This window comes from Burkholderia sp. PvR073 (assembly GCF_054055695.1).
Map to the genome: position 1 here is coordinate 1,075,879 of NZ_JBSRXO010000001.1, position 20,667 is coordinate 1,096,545.

The following is a 20,667-nucleotide window of genomic DNA, read 5'->3' on the forward strand; positions in this document are numbered from 1 at the left end:
CGGCCGTCAGGCCGAGCCGCGACGCGAGGATGCGGCTACTTGAGCATCGCGATCCGCGACACCGATCTCGCATCGGATGCGCGCGCGATGGTCGACGTGTTCGAACCTGCGCTGCAGGCCGCCGCCGGCCAGCATTCGGTGCTCGATGTCGATACACGCCGTATGCGCGGCGACTCGGTCCGCATCCGCCAGGCGCCGCCAGCGCTGCGGGAAAACGCGCGCCGCCATGCGCATCCCCGCAGAACCTGCCGCGTTCGCGCCGTCACGTGCGCGGTTCGCGCCCGACCTGTTCGAGCGGCGGGCTGAACCCGAGCACCGTGTACGCGATGACGGACACCGTCCCTTTCCCCGCCGCGCCCCGCACGACCACCGCGCGCACGGCGCCGGCCCGGTCGAATTTCAGGCGGGTACCGACGGTCGCGTTGCGCAGCGCCTCCAGCTCCTCGATCCGCGCGATCGCCAGCTTGCGCACCGCGCCGGACACGTACACGGGCAGGAACACCAGCGCGATGAAGATCGACACCGCGTCCTTCGATACACTGTCCAGCACCGGCTGACCCGACAATACGAGCGACAGCGACGTCGCGGCGACGAAGATCGCGAGCACGGTCGCGCCCACGCCGAGCGACGAGAACCGCTCGGCCGCCTTCTTCATGCGTGCCTTCACGAGCGCGCGCGCGGTCGCGGACGGCACCAGCCATTCGCGCTGCGCGCCGTGGTACCCGGCGAAGCCAAGGAACAGCGTCGCGACGCCGCTGATGCCGATGCTGGTGTACAGCGCGTCGAAGATCATGCAGATGAATTCGAGCACGAACACGATCACCGGCGGCCACAGCAGCAGACGGAACGAATAGCCGTCGCGGCCATGCCCCTGGATCCACCCTCTCACCATTGGCAGTTGCCAGAAGCGGCTCTCCCGGTGAAGCGAAAGTTTTTCGTTGTCGGTCAATTCTTCACCTGTGGTGTTCCGTTGCGTCTGGTACGGTTGACGCGGCTGAAACAGGAATGAATACCTGGGGTTATCGATTGATCCCAAAGATTCATTAGACGGTGCATCCTCCTGCGCGCGATGCTGGCCCCGCCAGTGAACGCTGCGTCATTGCAACGCCGCGCACGAAAAATGGAGTGAGACACATGCCTACCGATCACCGTCAGCGGCGCCACACGCTGTGGCTGCTGTGCGCGCTTTCGTTCATCCTCTACGTCGACCGCGTGAACCTCGCGACCGCGGCCGGCGCGATCAAGGCCGAGCTCGGCCTGTCGAATACCGAACTTGGCGTCGCATTTTCCGCGTTCGCGTATTCGTATGCAATCTGCCAGATCGGCGGCGGCTGGATCGCCGACCGCTTCGGCGCGCGCATCACGCTGATCGGCTGCGGGCTGATCTGGGTCGCCTCGACGTTCATGACCGGGCTCGTGCACAGCCTCGCGTTGCTGTTTGCCGCGCGCCTGCTGCTCGGGATCGGCGAAGGCGCCACGCTGCCCGCCCAGGCCCGCGCGATCACGCACTGGTTCTCGCGTGAACGGCGCGGCGTCGTGCAGGGCTTCACGCATTCGTTCTCGCGGCTCGGCAACGCGGTCACGCCGCCGATCGTCGCCGCGCTGATGACGTGGCTGTCGTGGCGCGCGGCATTCTTCGTGATCGGTGCGGTAACGCTGGTGTGGCTCGTGTGGTGGGTCGTCGGCTTCCGCGAGTACCCGCGCGGAGAAGGCGACGGCAACAGCCGTACGCACACCGCTGCCGCCGCCCGCCCGGCACCGTCGTCCGGCCCGACGCCGTGGGGGCCGCTGTTCCGCCGGATGGCGCCCACGATCTTCGTGTACTTCTGCTACGGCTGGACCGCGTGGCTGTTCTTCACGTGGCTGCCGACCTTCTTCCTGAACGGCCAGGGCCTGAACTTGAAATCGACCGCACTGTTCGCGTCCGGCGTGTTCTTCGCGGGCGTGGTCGGCGACACGCTCGGCGGCTGGCTATGCGACCGCATCTATCGCAAGACCGGCAACCTCGCGCTGTCGCGCCAGAGCGTGATCGTCGCGAGTTTCACCGGCGCGCTCGTCTGCCTGCTGCCGCTCGCGTTCGTGCATTCGACGGCCGGCATCGCGCTGTGCCTGTCCGGGTCGTTCCTGTGCCTCGAACTGACGATCGGGCCGATCTGGGCCGTGCCGAGCGACATCGCACCGCAACACGCGGGCATCGCGAGCGGGATGATGAACGCGGGTTCGGCGATCGCGGGGATCCTGTCGCCGATCCTGTTCGGCTATCTCGTCGATCACACCGGCAGCTGGACGGTGCCGTTCGTCGGGTCGGTCGCGATGCTGCTGATCGGCATCGTCGCCGCGCTGCGGATCCGGCCGGATCGCGCGTTGTCGGAAGCGACGCCGCCGCTCGCCGAAGCGCCGGCCGCGCCGTCGGCGCGCTGAAGCCGTTCGCTTCGGGTTCGCCTGCCTCCCCCGTCTCGCCAGCGTCGCCGTCGCGCTTCACTGCGTTCCGCGATGGTGGTGCCTCGGGTGGTTCGGCTGGTTCGGCTGGTTCGGCTGGTTCGGCCAACGCGGCCGACGCGGCTTGTTCGGCGTGCTTGGCTGGCTCGGCCAGCTCGGCTGATTCGGCTGGTTCGGTCGCCTCGGCTGGCGCGGCTGGCTCGGCCGCCTCGGCTGGCAAACCGCGCCGTTACGCGCCGCCGTCATCGCCCGGCCCGCCTTCCCGGTGGAACAGCGCGAGAAACTGCTGCGCGGGAATGCTCAGCGGCCGGTCGCGCCGCACGAGACTCCCGTACGACGGCAGCTTCTGGTCCAGCTCGTAATCGAGGATCGCCACGAGCCCGTGCTCCGCGTTGCGCCGCGCGACCGTCAGCGGAATCACGCCGAGCATGTGCGAACGGTCGACGAGGTTCATCGTCGTCAGGATCGAGCCCGTCTCGACCAGCCCGCGCGGCATCGGCTGGTGACGCGCGCGAAATTCGCGCTCGACGACTTCGCGTGCCGGGCTGCCGGCCGGCTGCAGGATCCACGTGTAATCGAGCAGCGCGTCGAATTCGACCGGCCCGGCGCCGGCAAGCGGATGGTCGCGGCCCGCGATGATCGCGAGCGCCTCGTCGTCCACCACGCGGAAGTCGCAATCGGTGCCGACGTTGCGTCCGATCACCACTTCGAGCACGCCTTCGCGCAACTGCGGCATCAGCCGGTCGCTGGTATCGACCGCGATGTCGATCGCGAGCAGCGGATAGCGCGCCTTCAACTGCACCAGCGCCTCGGTGAGCCGCCCCGGCGACGCGGCCATGATGCTGCCGATCGCAAGCCGCCCCGCGCTGCCGAGCTGCAGCTCGCCCAGCTCGCGATTGAGCGCCTCCATGCTGCCGCGAATCCCGCGGAAATAGCCGAGCACGCGCTCGCCGGCCGGGTTCAGCACGAGCCCGCGCCCGACGCGGTCGAACAGCCGCTGGCCGAGCGCGCTTTCCAGCTCGGCCAGCATCTTCGTCGCGGCCGGCTGCGTGAGGCCCAGCTGCCCGGCGGCCCCGCGCAGCGTCGAGCATTCATCCACCGCGAGCAGCAGCGCGATCTGCCGCATCCGCAGCCGGTTCAGCAATTGGGGAGTCGAGTCTCGTCGATCGATCGAGCCCATTTCGATTACTCCAGGTTATCGATTCATCAAGAGTTTTCAATTTACCGACTCATTCCGTCTACCTAGCATGAACCCCATAGACCAACGGCCACGCGCCGACACCGGAGACACAGCATGAACCCGCACCCGACCGCCGCCCGTCACGGAGACGCCTCATGACGACCGCCGCTGCCCTGCCCGTCGTCGCGCTGACGCTCGGCGACCCCGCCGGCATCGGCGCCGAACTGATCGCGAAACTGCTCGCGCGGCCCGACGCGACGTCCCGCGCGAACCTCGTGCTGATCGGCGACCGCTGGCTGTGGGAAGCCGGCCAGCGCGTCGCCGGCGTGACGGTCGAGGTCGAGCCCGTCGAGTCGCTCGCCGCCGTGCGCGGCCGGCCGTCCACCGCGCGCGCCGCGTTCGTCGCGGTCGAGACGATCGATCCCGCGCAGGTTACGGTCGGCCAGCCCGGCGCGGCCGGCGGCCGCTCGACGCTGACCGTGCTCGACCAGTGTCTCGACGCCGCGCTCGCCGGCGACATCGACGCGATCTGCTTCGCGCCGCTGAACAAGTACGCGATGAAGCTCGGCGGGCTCAGGCACGACGACGAGCTGCATCACTTCGCGGCCGCGCTCGGCGTGACCGGCTACTTCTGCGAATTCAACACGCTCGGCGAACTGTGGACCGCGCGCATCTCGTCGCATATTCCGCTGAAGGAAGCGGCGGCCCAACTGAGCATCGAGCGCATCGAACAGGCATCCGAACTGATTTACCAGTCGTTGCTCGCGAACGGCGTCGCGACGCCGAAGGTCGCGATCGCCGCGTTCAACCCGCACGGCGGCGACGGCGGCAGCTGCGGCCGCGAGGAAGTCGACATCATCGAGCCGGCGGTGCGCAAGCTGCAGTCGCGCGACTGGCCGACCGACGCGCCGTTCCACGGCCCGTTCCCCGCCGACACGATCTTCCTGAAGGCGCAGGCCGGCGACTACCAGGCGATCGTCACGATGTACCACGACCAGGGGCAGATCGCGATCAAGCTGCTCGGCTTCTCGCGCGGCGTGACCGTGCAGGGCGGGCTGCCCGTGCCGATCACGACGCCCGCGCACGGCACCGCCTACGACATCGCGGGCCGCGGCAGCGCGGACGTCGGCGCGACCTGGCAGGCGCTGCAGATCGCATGCCGGATGGGCGCCGCACGCCGCACGCCCACCGTTTCGGCGTGACGCTCGCGCGCCCCTTGCATACAACAACATCGATTCCAGGAGACACCAACATGAAGATCCGCTCCGTGCGCGCCCGCGTATTCCAGTGGAAAGGCAAGACCGTCCCGCCGCAGGGCAACTTCTGCTCGAACGCGATGGACCTGCTGTACGCCCCGCAGGAAACCATGAGCACGTTCCGCTTCCATGCGTGGACCGTCGTCGAAGTCGAGACCGACGACGGCATCGTCGGCCTCGGCAACGTCGCGCTCGCGCCGCACATCGCGAAAGCGATCATCGACCAGTACCTCGCGCCGCTCGTGATCGGCCAGGACCCGTGGGACTACGAGTACCTGAACCAGCGGATGTACCGCGCGACCCACGCGTGGGGCCGCAAGGGCATCGGCATGGCGGCGATCTCGGCGGTCGACATCGCGATCTGGGACATCCTCGGCAAGAGCGTCGGCAAGCCTGTATTCAAGCTGCTCGGCGGCCGCACCAAGGAAAAGATCCCCTGCTACTACTCGAAGCTCTACCGCACCGACCTGAAAGAGATGCAGGACGAGGCGCAGCGCTACATGAAGGAAGGCTTCCGCGCGTTCAAGATGCGCTTCGGCTACGGGCCCGCGCATGGGCAGCAGGGCGTGACGGAGAACCTGAAGTCGGTCGCGGCGATCCGCGAGGTGATCGGCTACGACAACGACCTGATGCTCGAGTGCTACATGGGCTGGAATCTCGAGTACGCGAAGCGCATCCTGCCGAAGCTCGAGAAGTACCAGCCGCGCTGGCTCGAGGAACCGGTGATCGCCGACGACATCGACGGCTACGCGGAACTGAACCAGCTCACGCGCATTCCGATCTCCGGCGGCGAGCACGAGTTCTCGCTGTACGGCTTCAAGCAGCTGCTGGACCGCAAGGCCGTGTCGGTCGTGCAGTACGACACGAACCGCGTCGGCGGGATCACGATGGCGCACAAGATCAATGCGCTGTGCGAGGCGTACAGCGTGCCGGTGATTCCGCATGCGGGCCAGATGCACAACTATCACCTGACGATGAGCACGCTCGCGTCGCCGATGAGCGAGTACTTCCCGATGTTCGACGTGGAAGTCGGCAACGAGCTGTTCTATTACATCTTCGACGGCGAGCCGGTGGCCGAGAACGGCTTCCTGCAACTGCGCGACGACGTGCCGGGCCTCGGTCTCACGCTGAAGACCGAGTTCCTCGACCAGTTCGACATCGTCGAGTGAGCACGGCCATGAACGCACGCTACCAGGGCGTCTTTCCGGTTGCGCCGACCATCTTCGACGCGCACGGCGCACTCGATCTCGACGGCCAGCGCCGCTGCCTCGACTTCATGATCGATGCCGGCTCGCAGGGCATCTGCATTCACGCGAACTACTCGGAGCAGTTCACGCTCGGCGATGACGAACGCGACCTCATCACGCGCACGACACTCGAACACGTCGCCGGCCGCGTGCCGGTGATCGTCACGACGTCGCATTTCAGCGCGCGCCTCTGCGCGGAGCGCAACCGCCACGCACAGGCATGCGGCGCCGCGATGGTGATGGTGATGCCGCCATATCACGGCGCGACGTTCCGCGTGCCCGAAGCGCAGGTGCGCGCGTTCTTCGGCGAAGTCGCCGACGGCCTCGACATTCCGCTGATGATCCAGGACGCGCCCGCGAGCGGCGTCGCGCTGCCTGCGTCGTTGCTCGCGACGCTGGCGCGCGAGATTGACGCCGTGTCGTACTTCAAGATCGAGACGGCCGGCGCCGCGTCGAAGCTGCGCGAGCTGATCGCGCTCGGCGGCGACGCGATCGAGGGGCCGTGGGACGGCGAGGAAGGCATCACGCTGCTCGCCGACCTCGATGCCGGCGCGACCGGCGCGATGACGGGCGGCGGCTATCCGGACGGTATCCGCCGGATCACCGACGCGTATTTCGCCGGACGCCGCGACGAAGCCTGCGAGCAGTACGCGCGCTGGCTGCCGCTGATCAACTACGAGAACCGTCAGTCGGGCTTCCTGACCGCGAAGGCGCTGATGAAGGAAGGCGGCGTGATCGCGTGCGACCAGCCGCGCGCGCCGTGGCCCGAGCTGCACCCTGAAGTGCGCGCGGGCCTGCTCGACGCGGCGCGGCGGCTCGATCCGCTCGTGCTGCGCTGGGGACGCTAGCCAAACACCGGTTGCCCCTGCAACGCACATGCGTTGTGCATCGGCGTGACGGCGGTCCGACAGACGACCGCCGCCGCTCGTCACATGGATCGGAGACACCATGAACCTGTTGAACCCCGCCACCCCGGCCTATGAAGCCGGCGAAGCCATTCCGCGCCGCCGCTGGCTGCGCGTGATTCCGCCGCTGCTGCTCGCCTGCATCATTTCGTACATGGATCGCGTGAACATCGCGTTCGCGATGCCGGGCGGGATGAACGCCGATCTCGGCATGGACGCGACGATGGCCGGCCTCGCCGGCGGCATCTTCTTCTTCGGCTACCTGTTCCTGCAGATCCCCGGCGGCCGGCGCGCGGCGCTCGGCAGCGGCAAGACCTTCATCGCGTGGTCGCTCGTGAGCTGGGCCGTACTGTCGGTGCTGACCGGGCTCGTCACCCACACGTGGCAGCTGCTGACGCTGCGCTTCCTGCTCGGCGTGGCCGAGGGCGGGATGCTGCCCGTCGTGCTGACGATGGTCAGCCACTGGTTTCCCGACCGCGAACGCGGCCGCGCGAACGCGATGGTCATCATGTTCGTGCCGCTCGCCGGCATGATCACCGCGCCGCTGTCCGGCTTCATCCTCGCCGCGTACGATTGGCGTCACCTGTTCTTCAGCGCCGGCGCGCTGTCGCTGCTGTGCCTGTTCGCGTGGATGATGTTCGCCGACGACGGCCCGCAAACCGCGCGCTGGGTGTCGCCGCGCGAGAAGGCGTACATCCTCGACGCGCTGCGCGACGAACAGGCGCGCAAGCAGGCGGCCGGCACGCCGGCCGCCGCGTCGTTCGGCGCGATACTGCGCAACCCGACGATCTGGCTGCTGATCGCGATCAACTTCTGCTATCAGGTCGGCATCTACGGCTATACGATGTGGCTGCCGACCCTGCTGAAAAACCTCACGCACGGCGGGATGGGCAAGGTCGGCCTGCTCGCGATGCTGCCGTATGTCGCGATGGTGATCGGGATGTTCGCCACGTCGTATTTATCCGACCGGACCGGCAAGCGCCGCCTGTTCGTGCTGCTGCCGCTCGTCGGCTTCGCCGCGTGCCTCGCGCTGTCGGTGCTCACGCATGCATCGATGGTCGTGTCGTTCGCGTTCCTGATCGGTTGCGGCTTCTTCCTGCAGGCGGCCGCCGGCGTGTTCTGGGCGATTCCGCCGAAGCTGTGCAGCGTCGAGACGGCCGGCAGCGCGCGCGGCCTGATCAACGCGCTCGGCAACCTCGGCGGCTTCTGCGGCCCGTATGCGGTCGGCGTGCTGACCCAGCACGTGAGCGCGGCGGCCGGCGTGTACAGCCTCGCCGTCACGCTCGCGGTGGCCGGCCTGCTCGCGCTGACGCTGCCGAAGCGCTGCGAAGGCTGACGCGCGCCGACACGCGCGCACGCAGTTACGCGAACGAAACAACGGAGACACACCATGAACGACATCCTGTTGCTGGTGCAGAAATGCGCCCATACCTTCAGCTTCTACGACCTCGAAACGAAAGCCGCGCTCAAGCACATCGTGCTGCCGAACTTCCCGCACGAGTTCACCGTCGACGTGAACAATCGATTCGCGTACGTCGGCATCTTCGGGATCGAGACCGCCTGGTCGCGCGGCCATGAAGGCGATCACCGGATCGCCGAGATCGACCTCGTCGAGCGCACGCATACGCGGATGCTCGACCTGTGGCCGTACTACCGGCCGCACGGGATGGCGACCGATCGCGACGGCCGGCTGTACGCGATGAGCGAGGCGCACGACATGCTGCTCGTGTTCGACGAACCGACCCGCCAGAGCGTGCCGAACATGGCCGTGCCGTCCGGCGGCGTGAAGACCCACCTCGTGACGCTCACGCGCGATGCGAGCCGCGCATACGGCGTGCACCTGCTGTCGAACACGGTCACGCAGTTCCATCCGCGCGACGCGACCGTCGCGCCGCGCGCGGTGATGCCCGGCCCGCGTCCCGAAGGCAATGCACTGTCGGGCGACGAGCGCACGCTGTTCGTCGCGAATCGCGGCGACGACACGCTCGTCGAGATCGACACCGACACGATGACCTGCGGCCGCCGCGTGAAGACGCGCAGCGATCCGAACCGCATCTACCGCACCAGCGCGCCGGACGGACGCGACCTGCTGTTGCTGACGAATTCCGGCGAGCGTTCGATCTCGGTGTTCGATGCGCGGCAGCTGGAGGAGATCGAACGCGTCGCGCTGCCCGCGAACCCGACCGCGTTGTCGTTCCATCCGTCTCGGCGCGTCGCGTACGTGTCGTTCCAGGACGACTACGTGCGCGAGCTCGATCTCGATGCGTGGCGGTTCGTCGGCGCATGGCCGACGCTGCGCGAACCCGATGCGTCGTATGTGCTCGCAGGCGCGCGCTGAGCGGCACGGCGACGCCCCGCCGCCGCACGCGCTGCCGGCGGCGCTCGTCGACGCGCATCACCACCTGTGGCAGCTCGGCGCGGGTGCGCACTATCCGTGGCTGCAGGAACGCTACGACCCGGCACGCTTCATGTTCGGCGACTACGCGGCGCTGTGCCGCGACTTCGGCGTGGACGACTACCGGTATGCCGCACAACGCGCGCCGATCGTCGCGAGCGTGCATGTCGAGGCCGAACGGGCGCGCGGCGAGGCGCTCGCGGAAACGCGCTGGCTGCACGAGGTCGCGGCCGCGCACGGGCTGCCGTCGGCAGTCGTCGCGTGGGTCGACCTGCTGGCCGACGATGCGCACGAGCGGCTCGCCGAACAGGCCGCGTGGCCGCGCGTGCGCGGCGTGCGGTTCAAGCCGCGCACCGCCGCGGCGCCGGATGCGTTCGTCGACGGGCCCGGCACGCTGCGCGATCCGCGCTGGCCGGCCGCGCTGGAGCGCGTCGCCGCGCATGGCCTCGGCTGGGATCTGCGCGTGCCGTTCTGGCATCTCGGCGACGCGGCCGCGCTGCTGGCCGATGCGCCCGGTATCGACGTCGTCCTCGAACACGCGGGGCTGCCGTGGGATCGCTCGGAAGCAGGGCTCGCGCGCTGGCGCGGCGGCATGGAAGCACTGGCCGCATCGCCGCGCGTGACCGTGAAGATCTCCGAACTCGGCTTGCGCGATGCGGTGTGGAACGAGGCGGACAACGCGCGGATCATCCGCGACACGATCGCGATATTCGGCTGGCAACGCTGCCTGTTCGCGAGCAATTTTCCGGTGGCGGGGTTGCGCGTGTCGTATCCGGCGCTGCTGCGTACGTTTGCCCGCGCGATGGCGGACCTCGACGAGGCGGCGCGTCAGGCAATCTGGCACGACAATGCGATGCGCGTGTACCGGATTTCGTGAACGCGCTTGACCCGGCCCTTGGGGTCGCCTTTATGCTGGGGGTGACGAATCGACGGCAGACAGGGGTGACGAATGGGCACGTCCACGCTTCGCTTGAGCGCCTCTGCGGCAGCCGCGCGGCTCGGCGTATCGGTGAAGGCGCTGCGGCTCTATGAGCGGCACGGTCTCGTCGCGCCGAAGCGAACGCCGACGGGCTATCGGGTCTACGGCTCCGGCGAGCTCGCACGCACGAGTCGGCGGTCGTCACCGGGAAAGTAGTGGAAAGTTCGATGCTTGGCGGGCACTGTCGGGACACGTCGGACAATCGCCCTGGCCCGATGGCCAACGTCGCGCGCGGCCAATCGATCGCGCTTAAGATGCAAGGCATCCGAACGAATTCGATTCCTGTATCGTCCACGTTTCCAGCCGACATTTCGCATGACCGCACGCCATGAAAACCGTACCGGCCCGGCCGATTTCGGCCGCCTCGACACCATGAGCCGATTTCGCGTCACTTACGACGGCCCCGCACTCGAGTCTTCCGAAATGGACGTGCGCGAACTCGCGCCCGCACTGCTTGCGATCGGGGATTTGCTGGAAGCGTCGACACGGGCACTGTGCGGCGATCAGGTTCAACCGCGCGTGAACGTGCGCGGCAGCTTCAAGACCGGCAGCTTCGGGATCGACTTCACGCTCGCGACCTCGCTGCTCGGCCGCATGCGCGACCTCCTGAGCGGCAACGGAAGCACGGCGCTTGCCAACGCGGTCACGATCCTGACCGCGCTCGGCATCGCCGCGCCGAAGGCGAGGAAGGGTCTCTTCGCCGTCCTCAAGTGGTTGCGCGGGCGCGAGATCCAGCGGGTGCAGATGCACGACCACACCGCATTGCTGCACGTGGACGGCGAGCAACTCGAGATCGACCTGTCGGTCCTCACGCTGCTGCGCGACGTCGGCGTTCGACAGGCCACCGAGCACGTGCTTGCGCCGCTCGCGCGCGACGGCATCGTGATTTTCGCGACCGGCACCGACACAGAGGTGTTCGAGACGATCACCCGCGATGAGATCGCCTGGTTTCACGCGCCCGGACAAACCGACGCGCTCCTTCTCGACGAACATCGAAAGATGGCGTTCTCGATCGTGTCGCTCGCGTTCAAGGACGACAACAAGTGGCGGCTGTACGACGGCGCGTCGACGATTCACGCGGCGATCACGGATGCCGGCTTCCTGTCGCGCGTGAACAACAGCCAGATCAGTTTCAGCAAGGGTGACGTGCTCGTCTGCAATGTCCGTATGCAGCAGTGGCAAACCTCGGACGGAGCGAAAACCGAATACGAAGTCACGGATGTCCTCGAGCATCGCCCGGCCGGGCGGCAGATTCCGTTGCCGGGGCTTTGACCCGCCTCGCGATTGCTGCAATCATCGGCGTCGAAGCTCGATCCCCGAGCGCATCCACATCGCTCATGAAACCGGCGATCCGCCTGCGTCCCGCATCCTCATCCGACCTGCCCTTTCTGCTGACGCTGCGCCGGCTCACGATGACCGAGCATCTGCAACGTGTCGGCGCGCCGACCGACGATGAAGCGCACCACCGGCGCATCGCGGCGAACTTCGAAGACGCGATGATCGTCTGCGAAAGCGCCGGCGCCGGCGTCAACGCGATCGGATTGCTGAAAGTGACGCGCTCCGCCGACGAATGGCACGTTCACCAGATCCAGATCCTGCCGGCCCGACAAGGGCAACGCATCGGCGAAGCCGTGCTGCGCGAGTTGCTGGTCGAAGCGGCACGCGCGCACGTGCCCGTATCGCTCAGCGTGCTACACGGCAATCCCGCACGTCGACTCTACGAGCGCCTCGGTTTCCGCCTCGTATCGGAAACGGAACACAGTGCGAATCTGATATGGCGCGCGTGAGATCGAGCGCCCCGGCCGACCGCCCCCACGCGACTTGCAAAAAACATGGCCCTCCCGCCGAGAGGGCCGCCTTCCAGACCGACCGCCCAGACGATCAATCGTCGTCTCGGCTCGCCACTTTCTGCGTCACGCCCCGCAGCTTCGGGTACGGCTTCGATCCCATCATGCCTTTCCACAAGACACGGTTGAACTGATCCGCCGGCACCTCGTCGGCATCGTCGAAGTCGAACTTCGCCGTCACCTTCGCCCAGTACGCCGCGTCATGCGTCGGCGTGACATCGGGCCCGGCCGCGTAGTGCAGCAGATTCTCGCCCGCCCCTTCGGCCAGTCGCAGCCCGGTGCCCTTCAGCGCCGTCGACGCGACGGCCGTATAGCTCCACGACGCCGGGCCATGCACGTCGAACACGTCGCTCATCGGTCGCTGGTAGGCGGTATTCAGGTTCATGTGCTGCGTACCGAGCACGTCCTCGATGGTCCGCAGCGCGTTGACCTGGCTGTAGCGCGTCCGGATCACCGCGCCCTGCTTCACATACGGCCCGACGATGTACGCCGGCCCGCGATGCGAATCCACGTGGTCGGGACCATCCTGCACATCGTCCTCGGTCACGACGATCAGCGTGTCGCTCGCATAGGGGCTCTTCGCGACGGCCTCGACGAGCCGGCCGACCGCCAGGTCGTTGTCGGCCTGCTGCGTTTCCGGCGTATTCACGCCGGCGAACGCCGTGCCGAACGCGCCCATGTGATCGTGGGACAGGCGCACCAGCGACAGCGTCGGCAGGTTACCGCTCGCGACATACTGGTCGAACTCGCGTTTCCACTCGTTCAGGCGCCACTGGTCCGGATAGGTCTGGTCGAAACCGCGGAAGTACACGTCGGTCATCGACGCCAGCCGCGGGTCCAGTGCGGCGACCTGGACGACACCGGACGCGCGCGGGTCGACGATCGGGTTCGCGGCCGTGCCGATGCTGCCGATGTTGTTGACCAGGAATCCGTAGTTGCGGACCGTGCCGCCGCCGGCGAGCACCGCGTCGAAGATGTAGCCGCGCTGGGGGCCGAACGGCGCATCGGACGACGCATGGTTGCCGGTGCCGGGCAGCAGGTTCGCCGCGCCGCCCGGCAGGCCGGCCGCCGCGTTGCTGTAGTTCGTCGTGCCGGCCGGGCCGGCTGCCGCATCGCGCTGCTGCACCGATTCCCAGTTGACCGGCACGCTGCGGTTCGTGCCCTCGCTCTCGTACGACAGGCCGCGATTGACCGCCGCGTAGTTGATTTGCTGCGTAATCGTCTCGGTGTTGGTGACGCGCCCCTGAAGCGCCCAGGACCAGCCGTCCATGCTGCCGTCGCCAGGGTTCATGAAGTTGTCGAGCGTCACGAACTGGCTCGCCAGCCGATGGAAGTTCGGCGTGATGTTCCGGCCGAACTGGGCGAGCCGCGGATCGCCGTCGGCCCCGTTGCCGATGTCGCCGAGCACCTGGTCGAACGTACGGTTTTCCTTGACGACGTAGATCACGTGCTTGATGTGACGGCGCAGAAAGCCCATCACTTCGTTATCCCGGTCGTTGTCTTCCGGGCGATAGAAGTTGTTGCGCGCGGCCTGCTGCGTCAGCTTCGGCAGTTCGTTGGCGGCGGGCACCGGCGCGCTCACGAGCGACGCGCGCTCGAGCTGAAACTGGTATTCGTTCGATGCGCGCGACGCGGCGGCCTGCGCCGGGGTCGCGCCGGACAGGTGGTCCGGGTTCGGGCCGGTCGTGCTCTTGCCGTTCACCACGTACATCCACGTGCCGTCCGCGCTGAACGTCACGTCGTGCGGTTCGAACGCGGTCGGAATCAATCCGGTGACGCGATACGCACGCTCGCCGACGAGCGGAATGACGGCGATTTCGTTCGCGCCGGCATTGGTCGCATACAGCGTTCGGCCGTCGCGCGACAGCGTGACCGCGTACGTCGCCGCGCCCGTGTGCGTCTGGCCGTGCGCCAGCACACCGGACGGTGCGCGCGCGTCGATCCGCGTCACGATCGCGTTGGTGTTCGTGTCGATCACCGCGACCTGGTCGGCGTTGTCCTGCGCGACGAACAGCCTCGATTGCGACGCGTCGAGCGTCATGCCGAGCGCGTTGCCGTCCAGCTTGATGCGCTTGACCAGACGCCCGCGAGACGGCGACGACACGTCGATCGCGATGATTTCGCGATCGCGATCCGACGACACATACGCGACGCCGTTGCCCTTCACGACGACCGCGAACGGGAACGTGCCGCCGGCGTCGCCGCTGCGGCCTTCATTGCCCGCAAAGAACGGGCGCAGGTCGTGCTCGTAGCGCACGTTGTTGGTCGCGGTATCGATCACGCTGATCGAATCGTTGTAGTTGTTCGCGACCACCAGCGTCTTGCCGTCGGCCGACAACGCAAGGCCCGCCGCGTTCGGCTGCACGCGGATGCCGACGCCCTTGCCGCCATGGCCGAGCGCGATCGTGGTCGACAGCGCCCACGTGCCGCCGTGCTGCGCATAGACGTAGACCGCATCGTCGCTGCCGCCGGTCGCGTAGAGCGTGCTCCCGTCATGCGAGAACGCCAGGCCGACGAACGCGTTGGTCTGCTGAAGCACCTGCCTGAGCACCGGGCGCGTCTTGTTCGCGCCCGCAACGTCGTACAGGAAGATGAATTGCGTCGAGTTCGCGGTGTCGACGGAACCGTCCGGTTTGTACAGCGAGTTCTGGCCGGCGGTGATGATCGCCAGCGTCTTGCCGTCCGGGCTCAATTGCGAGCGCACGGCTTCCCCCGCGACGAAATGTGGATAGGCCGGCAACCCGGGATTCAGGAACTGCTGGACCGCGCCACGGACGGCCAGCGGCGTGACGAACTGACCGCTCGGCACGCGGGCGGCATCGGTGGCGTCGAACCCGTCCGCGTGCGCCTGCGACGCAAGCAGCACGGCCGACATGACGGCTCCGAGCCGGAGCGCACGCTTGACCTGGCTATTTTTCATAGGAATCCTCTGGAACAGTGGGGGCGATTATCGTCTGACGTGTCCGGCATGATCCTGGCCCTGTCTGCCCGTGTCGCGCGGTGGCGCGGGCCTGTGCCAAGCGATCGAATGGGTTGCGTCGACTATCGCCGACGTGCCGGAATTACAGCGCCGCCCAGTGTCAAGTGGATGACCGGCACCATTGCGGGCCGACCTATTACATATGGTTACAGCGAAGACGTTTCGATGACAGCCACCGTGGTGTCATCGTTGCATTCGAGGCGCCGCCCTCAAGGCGTCCACCGATAAACGGTGATGCTGTTCCCCTTCACGTTGTTCTTCGTCACCACGTACTCGCCGTTCGAGCGGCGGTACGCACGCACGCTGTACATCGCGTCGATCGCGCTGCTGGTATCCACGGTCGCCGGGCTTGCATTGACGAGCGTCGTGTCGAGGTTGCCGGTGTCGAGGTTGAATGCGTCGATGTTCGGCCAAAGCGGCCCGCTGCTGCTGAACCAGTAGCCGACGAACAAGTGATTGCCGGCCGCGTCGATCGACTTCGCGCCGCTGTGCGGCAGCGTGATCACCGGATTCGGCTTCGTCGTGTTGCCCGCGCTCCAGCCGTGATACACCTCGATGCGCGTGCCGATCGACGTCCAGTCCGTACTCCCGACCACGCCCTGCGCGAGCACCATCGTGTCGCTGTCGGCGAGATAGACGACGCGCGTCAGCGGCTGGATGCTGGCCGGCACTGGCGTCGGCACGCCCGGCCCCCACGAAGGCTTGCCGCTCGCATCGAAGCCGGTCAGCGGATAGTGATAAATGGCGCCGGTCTTGTCGAGGCCGGCCCATACGCCACCCTTGCTGTCGAGACTGAAGCCGGCCGACACGCGCCGGGTCGTATTGAACGCCGGCCCCGGGATCGATCCGTCAGGAATCGCGACATAGCCGTTGGCAGCGTTGAAGTGGAAGAAGTAGTAAACCGGCGGATTCTGCCCCGCTGCAACGAGGATCCGGTTCGCACCGACCGACGTCAGCAGCCCGAAGTGCTCGTCGCGCTGCGTGTCGCTCATATTGATGCGCGGATCCGACGGATACGTGAACGGATCGACGGTATTCGCGACGAAGGTGCCGCCCGCAGTGCCGCCATAGATATGCGTGCCGCTGTAGAACAGCGCGCCGTCCGTGACCGGATCCGGTGCGGCGATACCTTCGAAGTTGAGCGACTGCAGCGTCCACCGCAGGCTGCCGGTGCTGCTGTACGCATGAATGTCGGTCGCGCCGTTGCGGCCGAGATCCCAGCTGCCGCCCCACGGGTTGTTGAGCACGTACAAGTTGCCGCCCGTGTCCTTGCCGATCCCGACGATCCGGGTGAAGCGCTTCGCGCCGACCTGCCCCTTGATGCCCGCCGTCGTGTCGAGATAGCCGCCGCGCACGCCGAACGTGCCGGCCAGCGCGGGCCGGCCCGATACGGTGTAGCGCTTGATGTTCATGTCGGGGCCTTCGTCGCCGACCAGCAGCTCCCCTGCCGCCGCATCGACATAGAGCGCCGACGGCTGCGACCCGGCCGCCAGCCGGATCGTGTTCAGCAGCGCACCGGCCGGGCTGAATTCGACGATCGCGCCGGCGCTTTTCTGCGCGACCCAGACGTTCCCCGCGCCGTCGACCGCGAGCGCGCCCGGCGCTGACACGCCGATGTCCCGCTGCCAGACGCCGTCGGTCGTAAACACCCGCACGCGGTTGCCGTAGAAATCGCTCGCGTAGAGCAGCGAGCCGGCCGTGGCGAGCCCGGTGACGACGTCGATGCGCGGCTGGTTCGTCGCCGCGGTGACCTGAATCAGCTTGTCGCGAAAGCGCGTCGCGCGGTTGTAGCGCCCGACCGCGCCGCTGCCGTAGCTGCTGCCGGGCTGCAGCGCGACGAACAGCGACGTCGCGTTGCCCGTGATCGCGCTGCCCTGGAATTCGGAATGCGCGCCGATCGAGCCGACGCTCTTGCCGTTCTGGTAGATCGCGACGCCGCCCTCATCCTCGTCCCACATCGACGCGGTGTAGATCACGCCTTCGGGCGCGACCCACATCGAACGCGCGACGTTGCCGACGTGCGCCGCGAGCGTGCCATACGTGTTCGCCAGCCAATCGGTGGTATTGCCCGCGTATCCGGACGGCGCAATCGCGGCGATCGCGGCGGCGAGCAGCACGGCCCGAATCGATTTTCTGGCGACCATGGCTGAGGTTCTCCTGAATGGTGGAATCATTTACCCGAGGGGCAGCCGGATGGTTTGAATTCGGCAATGCGTAAATACTTCCGCTAAATCATCCGGTTCAGTCGGTATTACATCGGGCGTGCATTCGATAATCGGCAGCGTCGAGAATAGCTGTATATAAATCGAAAAAAATTGCGAACCGCTCGCGCAGACGGCGCGCGCAATTGCGCGAGAGTGAATGATCACTTACGCGTGCACGCTTGATATCGGGGAAGTCGGGCTTGCGCCTTCGGGAATATCGCCGCCGGCTCGAATGCGACGTATTGAAATAACGGAGGGTTTTTCGGCGAATCGGGAAAATCGCCGGATGCGGGTAAACGAATGACCGCTGGCGGATATCGCACCGGCCTGAATTCAGGTCGAATCCAGGCAGGCGCACATCACGACAACAGGGAAATCACGCGGACGTCGCCGTCTCCCGCACCTCCACCTGCTTGATCTCGCCGCCGCCGCCCGAATCCGCGTCGTCGCGCGGATCGCCGAGCTGGCCCTCCCACTTCGCGACCACGGCCGCCGCGATCGAGTTGCCGACGGCGTTGGTCGCCGAGCGTCCCATGTCGAGGAACATGTCGACACCCATGATCAGCAGCAGCCCGGATTCCGGCAGATGGAACTGATTGAGCGTCGCCGCGATCACGACGAGCGATGCGCGCGGCACGCCGGCCATCCCCTTCGACGTCACCATCAGCATCAGCAGCATCGTGATCTGCGTGCCGAGCGGCAGGTCGATCCCGTACACCTGCGAGATGAACAACACCGCGAACGTGCAGTACATCATCGAGCCGTCGAGGTTGAACGAATACCCGATCGGCAGCACGAAGCTCGAGATCTTGCGATTCACGCCGAACCGGTCGAGCGCGTCGAGCAGCTTCGGATACGCGGCTTCGGAACTCGCCGTCGCAAACGACAGCAGGAACGGCTCGCGAATCAGGCGGATCAGCGTGAACGCGCGCTTGCCGAGGAACGTGACGCCCGCAAGCGTCAGCACGCCCCACAGCAGCGCCAGCGCCAGATAGAAGCTCGCCATGAACTTCGCGAATGTGAGCAGGATGCCGAGCCCTTCCGTCGTGATCGTCGACGCCAGCGCGGCAAACACGGCGACCGGTGCGAACCACATCACCGCGCCCGTCACTTTCAGCATGACCTGCGCGAGATCGTCGATCACGCCGGTCAGGCGCTTGCCGGCGTCGCCGAGCGCGGACAGCGCGGTGCCGAAGAAGATCGAGAACACGACGATCTGCAGGATCTCGTTGTTCGCCATCGCCTCGGCGATCGACTTCGGCACCAGGTGAACGACGAAGTCCTTCAGCGTGAATGCGGCCGTCTTCAGGTTCAGCGTCGCATCGGCGGCCGGCAGCGGCAGGCTCAGGTGGCTTCCCGGCTTCAGGATCGTCGCGGTCACGAGACCGAGCACCAGCGACGTGAACGACGCGATGAAGAACCAGCCGAACGCCTTCACGCCCACGCGGCCGACCGACCCGCTGTCGCCCATCTGCGCGATGCCGACCGTCAGCGTCGCGAACACCAGCGGCGCGATGATCATCTTGATCAGCCGCAGGAACACGTCGGACAGCAACGACACGTAGCCGGCGACTTCCCTGGCCATTTTCGGGTCGGGAAACGCGCTATGACAGGCGTAGCCCACGGCGATGCCCAGCGCCATCGCGATGACGATGTACCGGGTGATGTTGTGCTTCTTCTTCATTAGCAATCCAAATTACGGAACATGTGTTTCCAACGGCAGGTCGATCGCCGGCATCGAAACGGGAACGGAATTCCGCGAGCACGGCGCGCGCCGCTTCGACTGCCGGAGCCCGTCCGGGGGCATGGCCACGGCGAACAGGGGGGGGCATTCTATCGCAAACGCCGGACGATCTTTCAATTCTGAAAGGGAGGATGGCGGGGCAAGGCAGGTGTAGGTGCCGGAGCGTTCTGCCGCAGCGGGACGCGCAACGCCGCCGGTTTGGGACAGGCGCACCGTGGCGCCAGGCGGTCACTTGGTCGTACGCGGGACATCCGCGAAACCGCCACGCGACGCATCACGCCGCCGACGCGCCGGGTCGCGGCATGAACCGGCACAGGCCCAGCGGCACCACGACCAGCGCGGCGCCCGCGAGAAACGTGGTCGACGCGCCGAAATGCGTCCACAGCGCGCCGGCGAGGCTGCTCGCGAGCAGCATGCAGATTCCGCTCACCAGATTGAATACGCCGAACGCGGTGCCGCGCAGCGTGGCCGGCGAGGTTTCCGACACCATCGCGGCGAGGATGCCCTGCGTAAAGCCCATGTGCAGCCCCCACACGGCCACGCCGACGAACATCGAGATCGTCGACGTGCCGATGCCCAGCAGCAGGTCGGCCGCGATCAACAGCACCATGCCGGCCGCAAGCAGCACGCGGCGATCCAGCCGGTCCGACAGGATGCCGACCGGCCAGGCGGACAGCGAATAGGCGACGCTCATCGCGACCATCACCGCCGGGATCCATGCGGCGTCGAGCCCGGTCTGCTGCGCGCGCAGCACCAGGAACGCCTCGCTGAAACGCGCGAGCGTAAAGGTCGCGCCGGCCGCGACGACGAACCAGTAGCTGCGCGGAAACTCGCGCAGGGCGCTCCAGCGCAGCGGCGAGCGGAAGCGCCGGTGCGGTGCCGCCCGATCGGGCTCCCGCACGCCGAAGACGATCAGCGCGATCGCGACGAAAGCCGGCACCACGGCAAACCAGAGCACGGTCCGGATATGGTTCCCGAACCACAGCATCAGCGCGATGGCGAGCATTGGTCCGAGAAACGCGCCCACGGTATCCATCGACTGCCGCAGGCCGAAGCACGCGCCGCGGATTTCGGGCGGTGCGACGTCGGCCACCAGCGCGTCGCGCGGCGCGCCGCGAATCCCCTTGCCGACGCGATCGAGCAGGCGGGCCGTCACGACCAGGGCCGGGGTGGACGCCAGCGGAAACAAAGGCTTGGTCAACGCCGCGAGGCCGTAGCCGAGCAGCAGCAGTCCCTTGCGGCGCCCGAGCCAGTCGCTGATCGCGCCGGAGAACACCTTCACGATCATCGCGGTCGCCTCGGCCGCCCCTTCGAGGATGCCGAGCGCGACGACGCTCATCCCCATCGTCGACACCAGATAGATCGGCAACAGCGCATGGATCAGCTCGGACGACAGGTCCATGAACAGGCTGACGAGGCCCAGCGCCCACACGGTCCGCGGAATCGCAGGCTTGCCGGCAATCGGTGATGGAACGCTCATGACGGGTCGAC

16 protein-coding genes and 1 pseudogene are annotated in these 20,667 nt (G+C 67.1%); 10 read left to right on the forward strand and 7 right to left on the reverse strand.

The features are described 5' to 3' along the window. Positions 1–6: 6 nt before the first annotated feature. Both ACVK00_RS04775 and ACVK00_RS04780 read right to left on the reverse strand, forming a co-directional pair. Positions 7–228 carry a hypothetical protein gene (locus ACVK00_RS04775; RefSeq protein ID WP_456826943.1) on the reverse strand — a complete coding sequence of 74 codons (222 nt, stop codon included), beginning with the start codon at positions 226–228 and terminating at the stop codon, positions 7–9. A gap of 34 nt (positions 229–262) precedes the next feature. After that, the gene (locus ACVK00_RS04780) at positions 263–949 is read right to left on the reverse strand and encodes a hypothetical protein (protein WP_284888573.1); all 687 of its coding nucleotides are present in this window, start codon (positions 947–949) and stop codon (positions 263–265) included. A gap of 185 nt (positions 950–1,134) precedes the next feature. Between ACVK00_RS04780 and ACVK00_RS04785 the strand changes: the two genes are divergently transcribed. After that, complete coding sequence (locus ACVK00_RS04785) at positions 1,135–2,421, forward strand: MFS transporter (protein WP_228908774.1); 1,287 nt, start codon at positions 1,135–1,137, stop codon at positions 2,419–2,421. 247 nt (positions 2,422–2,668) lie between these two features. On the opposite strand, the gene ACVK00_RS04790 is transcribed toward ACVK00_RS04785, so the two are convergent. Beyond that, positions 2,669–3,619 (reverse strand): LysR family transcriptional regulator, encoded by a 951-nt coding sequence (locus ACVK00_RS04790; protein WP_284888572.1) that lies wholly within the window; start codon positions 3,617–3,619, stop codon positions 2,669–2,671. Positions 3,620–3,774: 155 nt separating this feature from the next. Between ACVK00_RS04790 and ACVK00_RS04795 the strand changes: the two genes are divergently transcribed. The 9 genes and pseudogenes from ACVK00_RS04795 to ACVK00_RS04835 all read left to right on the forward strand — a co-directional run bounded on the left by ACVK00_RS04795 (position 3,775) and on the right by ACVK00_RS04835 (position 12,188). Continuing rightward, positions 3,775–4,821 carry a 4-hydroxythreonine-4-phosphate dehydrogenase PdxA gene (locus tag ACVK00_RS04795; RefSeq protein ID WP_284888571.1) on the forward strand — a complete coding sequence of 349 codons (1,047 nt, stop codon included), beginning with the start codon at positions 3,775–3,777 and terminating at the stop codon, positions 4,819–4,821. A gap of 50 nt (positions 4,822–4,871) precedes the next feature. Next, entirely contained in the window at positions 4,872–6,044 is a 1,173-nt protein-coding gene (locus ACVK00_RS04800) for an L-rhamnonate dehydratase (protein ID WP_175798550.1), read from the forward strand. A gap of 8 nt (positions 6,045–6,052) precedes the next feature. After that, a complete protein-coding gene (locus ACVK00_RS04805; RefSeq protein ID WP_354123215.1) occupies positions 6,053–6,970 on the forward strand; it encodes a dihydrodipicolinate synthase family protein in 918 nt (305 codons plus the stop codon). 100 nt (positions 6,971–7,070) lie between these two features. Continuing rightward, the gene (locus ACVK00_RS04810; protein ID WP_228908770.1) at positions 7,071–8,363 is read left to right on the forward strand and encodes an MFS transporter; all 1,293 of its coding nucleotides are present in this window, start codon (positions 7,071–7,073) and stop codon (positions 8,361–8,363) included. Between the two features lie 54 nt (positions 8,364–8,417). Beyond that, entirely contained in the window at positions 8,418–9,365 is a 948-nt protein-coding gene (locus tag ACVK00_RS04815; RefSeq protein ID WP_284888569.1) for a YncE family protein, read from the forward strand. Further along, entirely contained in the window at positions 9,343–10,299 is a 957-nt protein-coding gene (locus ACVK00_RS04820; protein WP_284888568.1) for an amidohydrolase family protein, read from the forward strand. The genes ACVK00_RS04815 and ACVK00_RS04820 overlap by 23 nt, the downstream gene beginning before the upstream one ends. Before the next feature lie 72 nt (positions 10,300–10,371). Next, positions 10,372–10,533, forward strand: a pseudogene (locus ACVK00_RS04825) (MerR family transcriptional regulator); the annotation flags it as partial. 183 nt (positions 10,534–10,716) lie between these two features. Further along, positions 10,717–11,673: a hypothetical protein gene (locus ACVK00_RS04830; RefSeq protein WP_350227396.1), complete on the forward strand. Its 957-nt coding sequence runs from the start codon at positions 10,717–10,719 to the stop codon at positions 11,671–11,673. A 65-nt stretch (positions 11,674–11,738) separates the two neighbouring features. Beyond that, positions 11,739–12,188, forward strand: a complete 450-nt coding sequence (locus ACVK00_RS04835) for a GNAT family N-acetyltransferase (protein ID WP_284888566.1) — start codon at positions 11,739–11,741, stop codon at positions 12,186–12,188. A gap of 94 nt (positions 12,189–12,282) precedes the next feature. Here the strand turns inward: ACVK00_RS04835 and ACVK00_RS04840 are convergent, their stop codons facing one another. The 4 genes from ACVK00_RS04840 to ACVK00_RS04855 form a co-directional block, all read right to left on the reverse strand. Then, positions 12,283–15,168 (reverse strand): bifunctional YncE family protein/alkaline phosphatase family protein, encoded by a 2,886-nt coding sequence (locus ACVK00_RS04840; protein WP_284888565.1) that lies wholly within the window; start codon positions 15,166–15,168, stop codon positions 12,283–12,285. Positions 15,169–15,437: 269 nt separating this feature from the next. Further along, the gene (locus ACVK00_RS04845) at positions 15,438–17,372 is read right to left on the reverse strand and encodes an NHL repeat-containing protein (protein ID WP_284888564.1); all 1,935 of its coding nucleotides are present in this window, start codon (positions 17,370–17,372) and stop codon (positions 15,438–15,440) included. Positions 17,373–17,808: 436 nt separating this feature from the next. After that, complete coding sequence (locus ACVK00_RS04850; protein ID WP_228908763.1) at positions 17,809–19,116, reverse strand: dicarboxylate/amino acid:cation symporter; 1,308 nt, start codon at positions 19,114–19,116, stop codon at positions 17,809–17,811. A gap of 334 nt (positions 19,117–19,450) precedes the next feature. Further along, positions 19,451–20,656 (reverse strand): MFS transporter, encoded by a 1,206-nt coding sequence (locus ACVK00_RS04855; RefSeq protein WP_284888563.1) that lies wholly within the window; start codon positions 20,654–20,656, stop codon positions 19,451–19,453. Positions 20,657–20,667: the final 11 nt, after the last annotated feature.

Bases quoted from the DNA above. Each gene is read 5' to 3' on its own strand.
- ACVK00_RS04785 (WP_228908774.1), top strand. From the start codon at position 1,135: ATGCCTACCGATCACCGTCAGCGGCGCCACACGCTGTGGCTGCTGTGC.
- ACVK00_RS04835 (WP_284888566.1), top strand. From the start codon at position 11,739: ATGAAACCGGCGATCCGCCTGCGTCCCGCATCCTCATCCGACCTGCCC.
- ACVK00_RS04790 (WP_284888572.1), bottom strand. From the start codon at position 3,619: ATGGGCTCGATCGATCGACGAGACTCGACTCCCCAATTGCTGAACCGG.
- ACVK00_RS04845 (WP_284888564.1), bottom strand. From the start codon at position 17,372: ATGGTCGCCAGAAAATCGATTCGGGCCGTGCTGCTCGCCGCCGCGATC.
- ACVK00_RS04840 (WP_284888565.1), bottom strand. From the start codon at position 15,168: ATGAAAAATAGCCAGGTCAAGCGTGCGCTCCGGCTCGGAGCCGTCATG.
- ACVK00_RS04775 (WP_456826943.1), bottom strand. From the start codon at position 228: ATGGCGGCGCGCGTTTTCCCGCAGCGCTGGCGGCGCCTGGCGGATGCG.
- ACVK00_RS04800 (WP_175798550.1), top strand. From the start codon at position 4,872: ATGAAGATCCGCTCCGTGCGCGCCCGCGTATTCCAGTGGAAAGGCAAG.
- ACVK00_RS04815 (WP_284888569.1), top strand. From the start codon at position 8,418: ATGAACGACATCCTGTTGCTGGTGCAGAAATGCGCCCATACCTTCAGC.
- ACVK00_RS04850 (WP_228908763.1), bottom strand. From the start codon at position 19,116: ATGAAGAAGAAGCACAACATCACCCGGTACATCGTCATCGCGATGGCG.
- ACVK00_RS04820 (WP_284888568.1), top strand. From the start codon at position 9,343: ATGTGCTCGCAGGCGCGCGCTGAGCGGCACGGCGACGCCCCGCCGCCG.
- ACVK00_RS04810 (WP_228908770.1), top strand. From the start codon at position 7,071: ATGAACCTGTTGAACCCCGCCACCCCGGCCTATGAAGCCGGCGAAGCC.
- ACVK00_RS04795 (WP_284888571.1), top strand. From the start codon at position 3,775: ATGACGACCGCCGCTGCCCTGCCCGTCGTCGCGCTGACGCTCGGCGAC.
- ACVK00_RS04855 (WP_284888563.1), bottom strand. From the start codon at position 20,656: ATGAGCGTTCCATCACCGATTGCCGGCAAGCCTGCGATTCCGCGGACC.
- ACVK00_RS04805 (WP_354123215.1), top strand. From the start codon at position 6,053: ATGAACGCACGCTACCAGGGCGTCTTTCCGGTTGCGCCGACCATCTTC.
- ACVK00_RS04830 (WP_350227396.1), top strand. From the start codon at position 10,717: ATGACCGCACGCCATGAAAACCGTACCGGCCCGGCCGATTTCGGCCGC.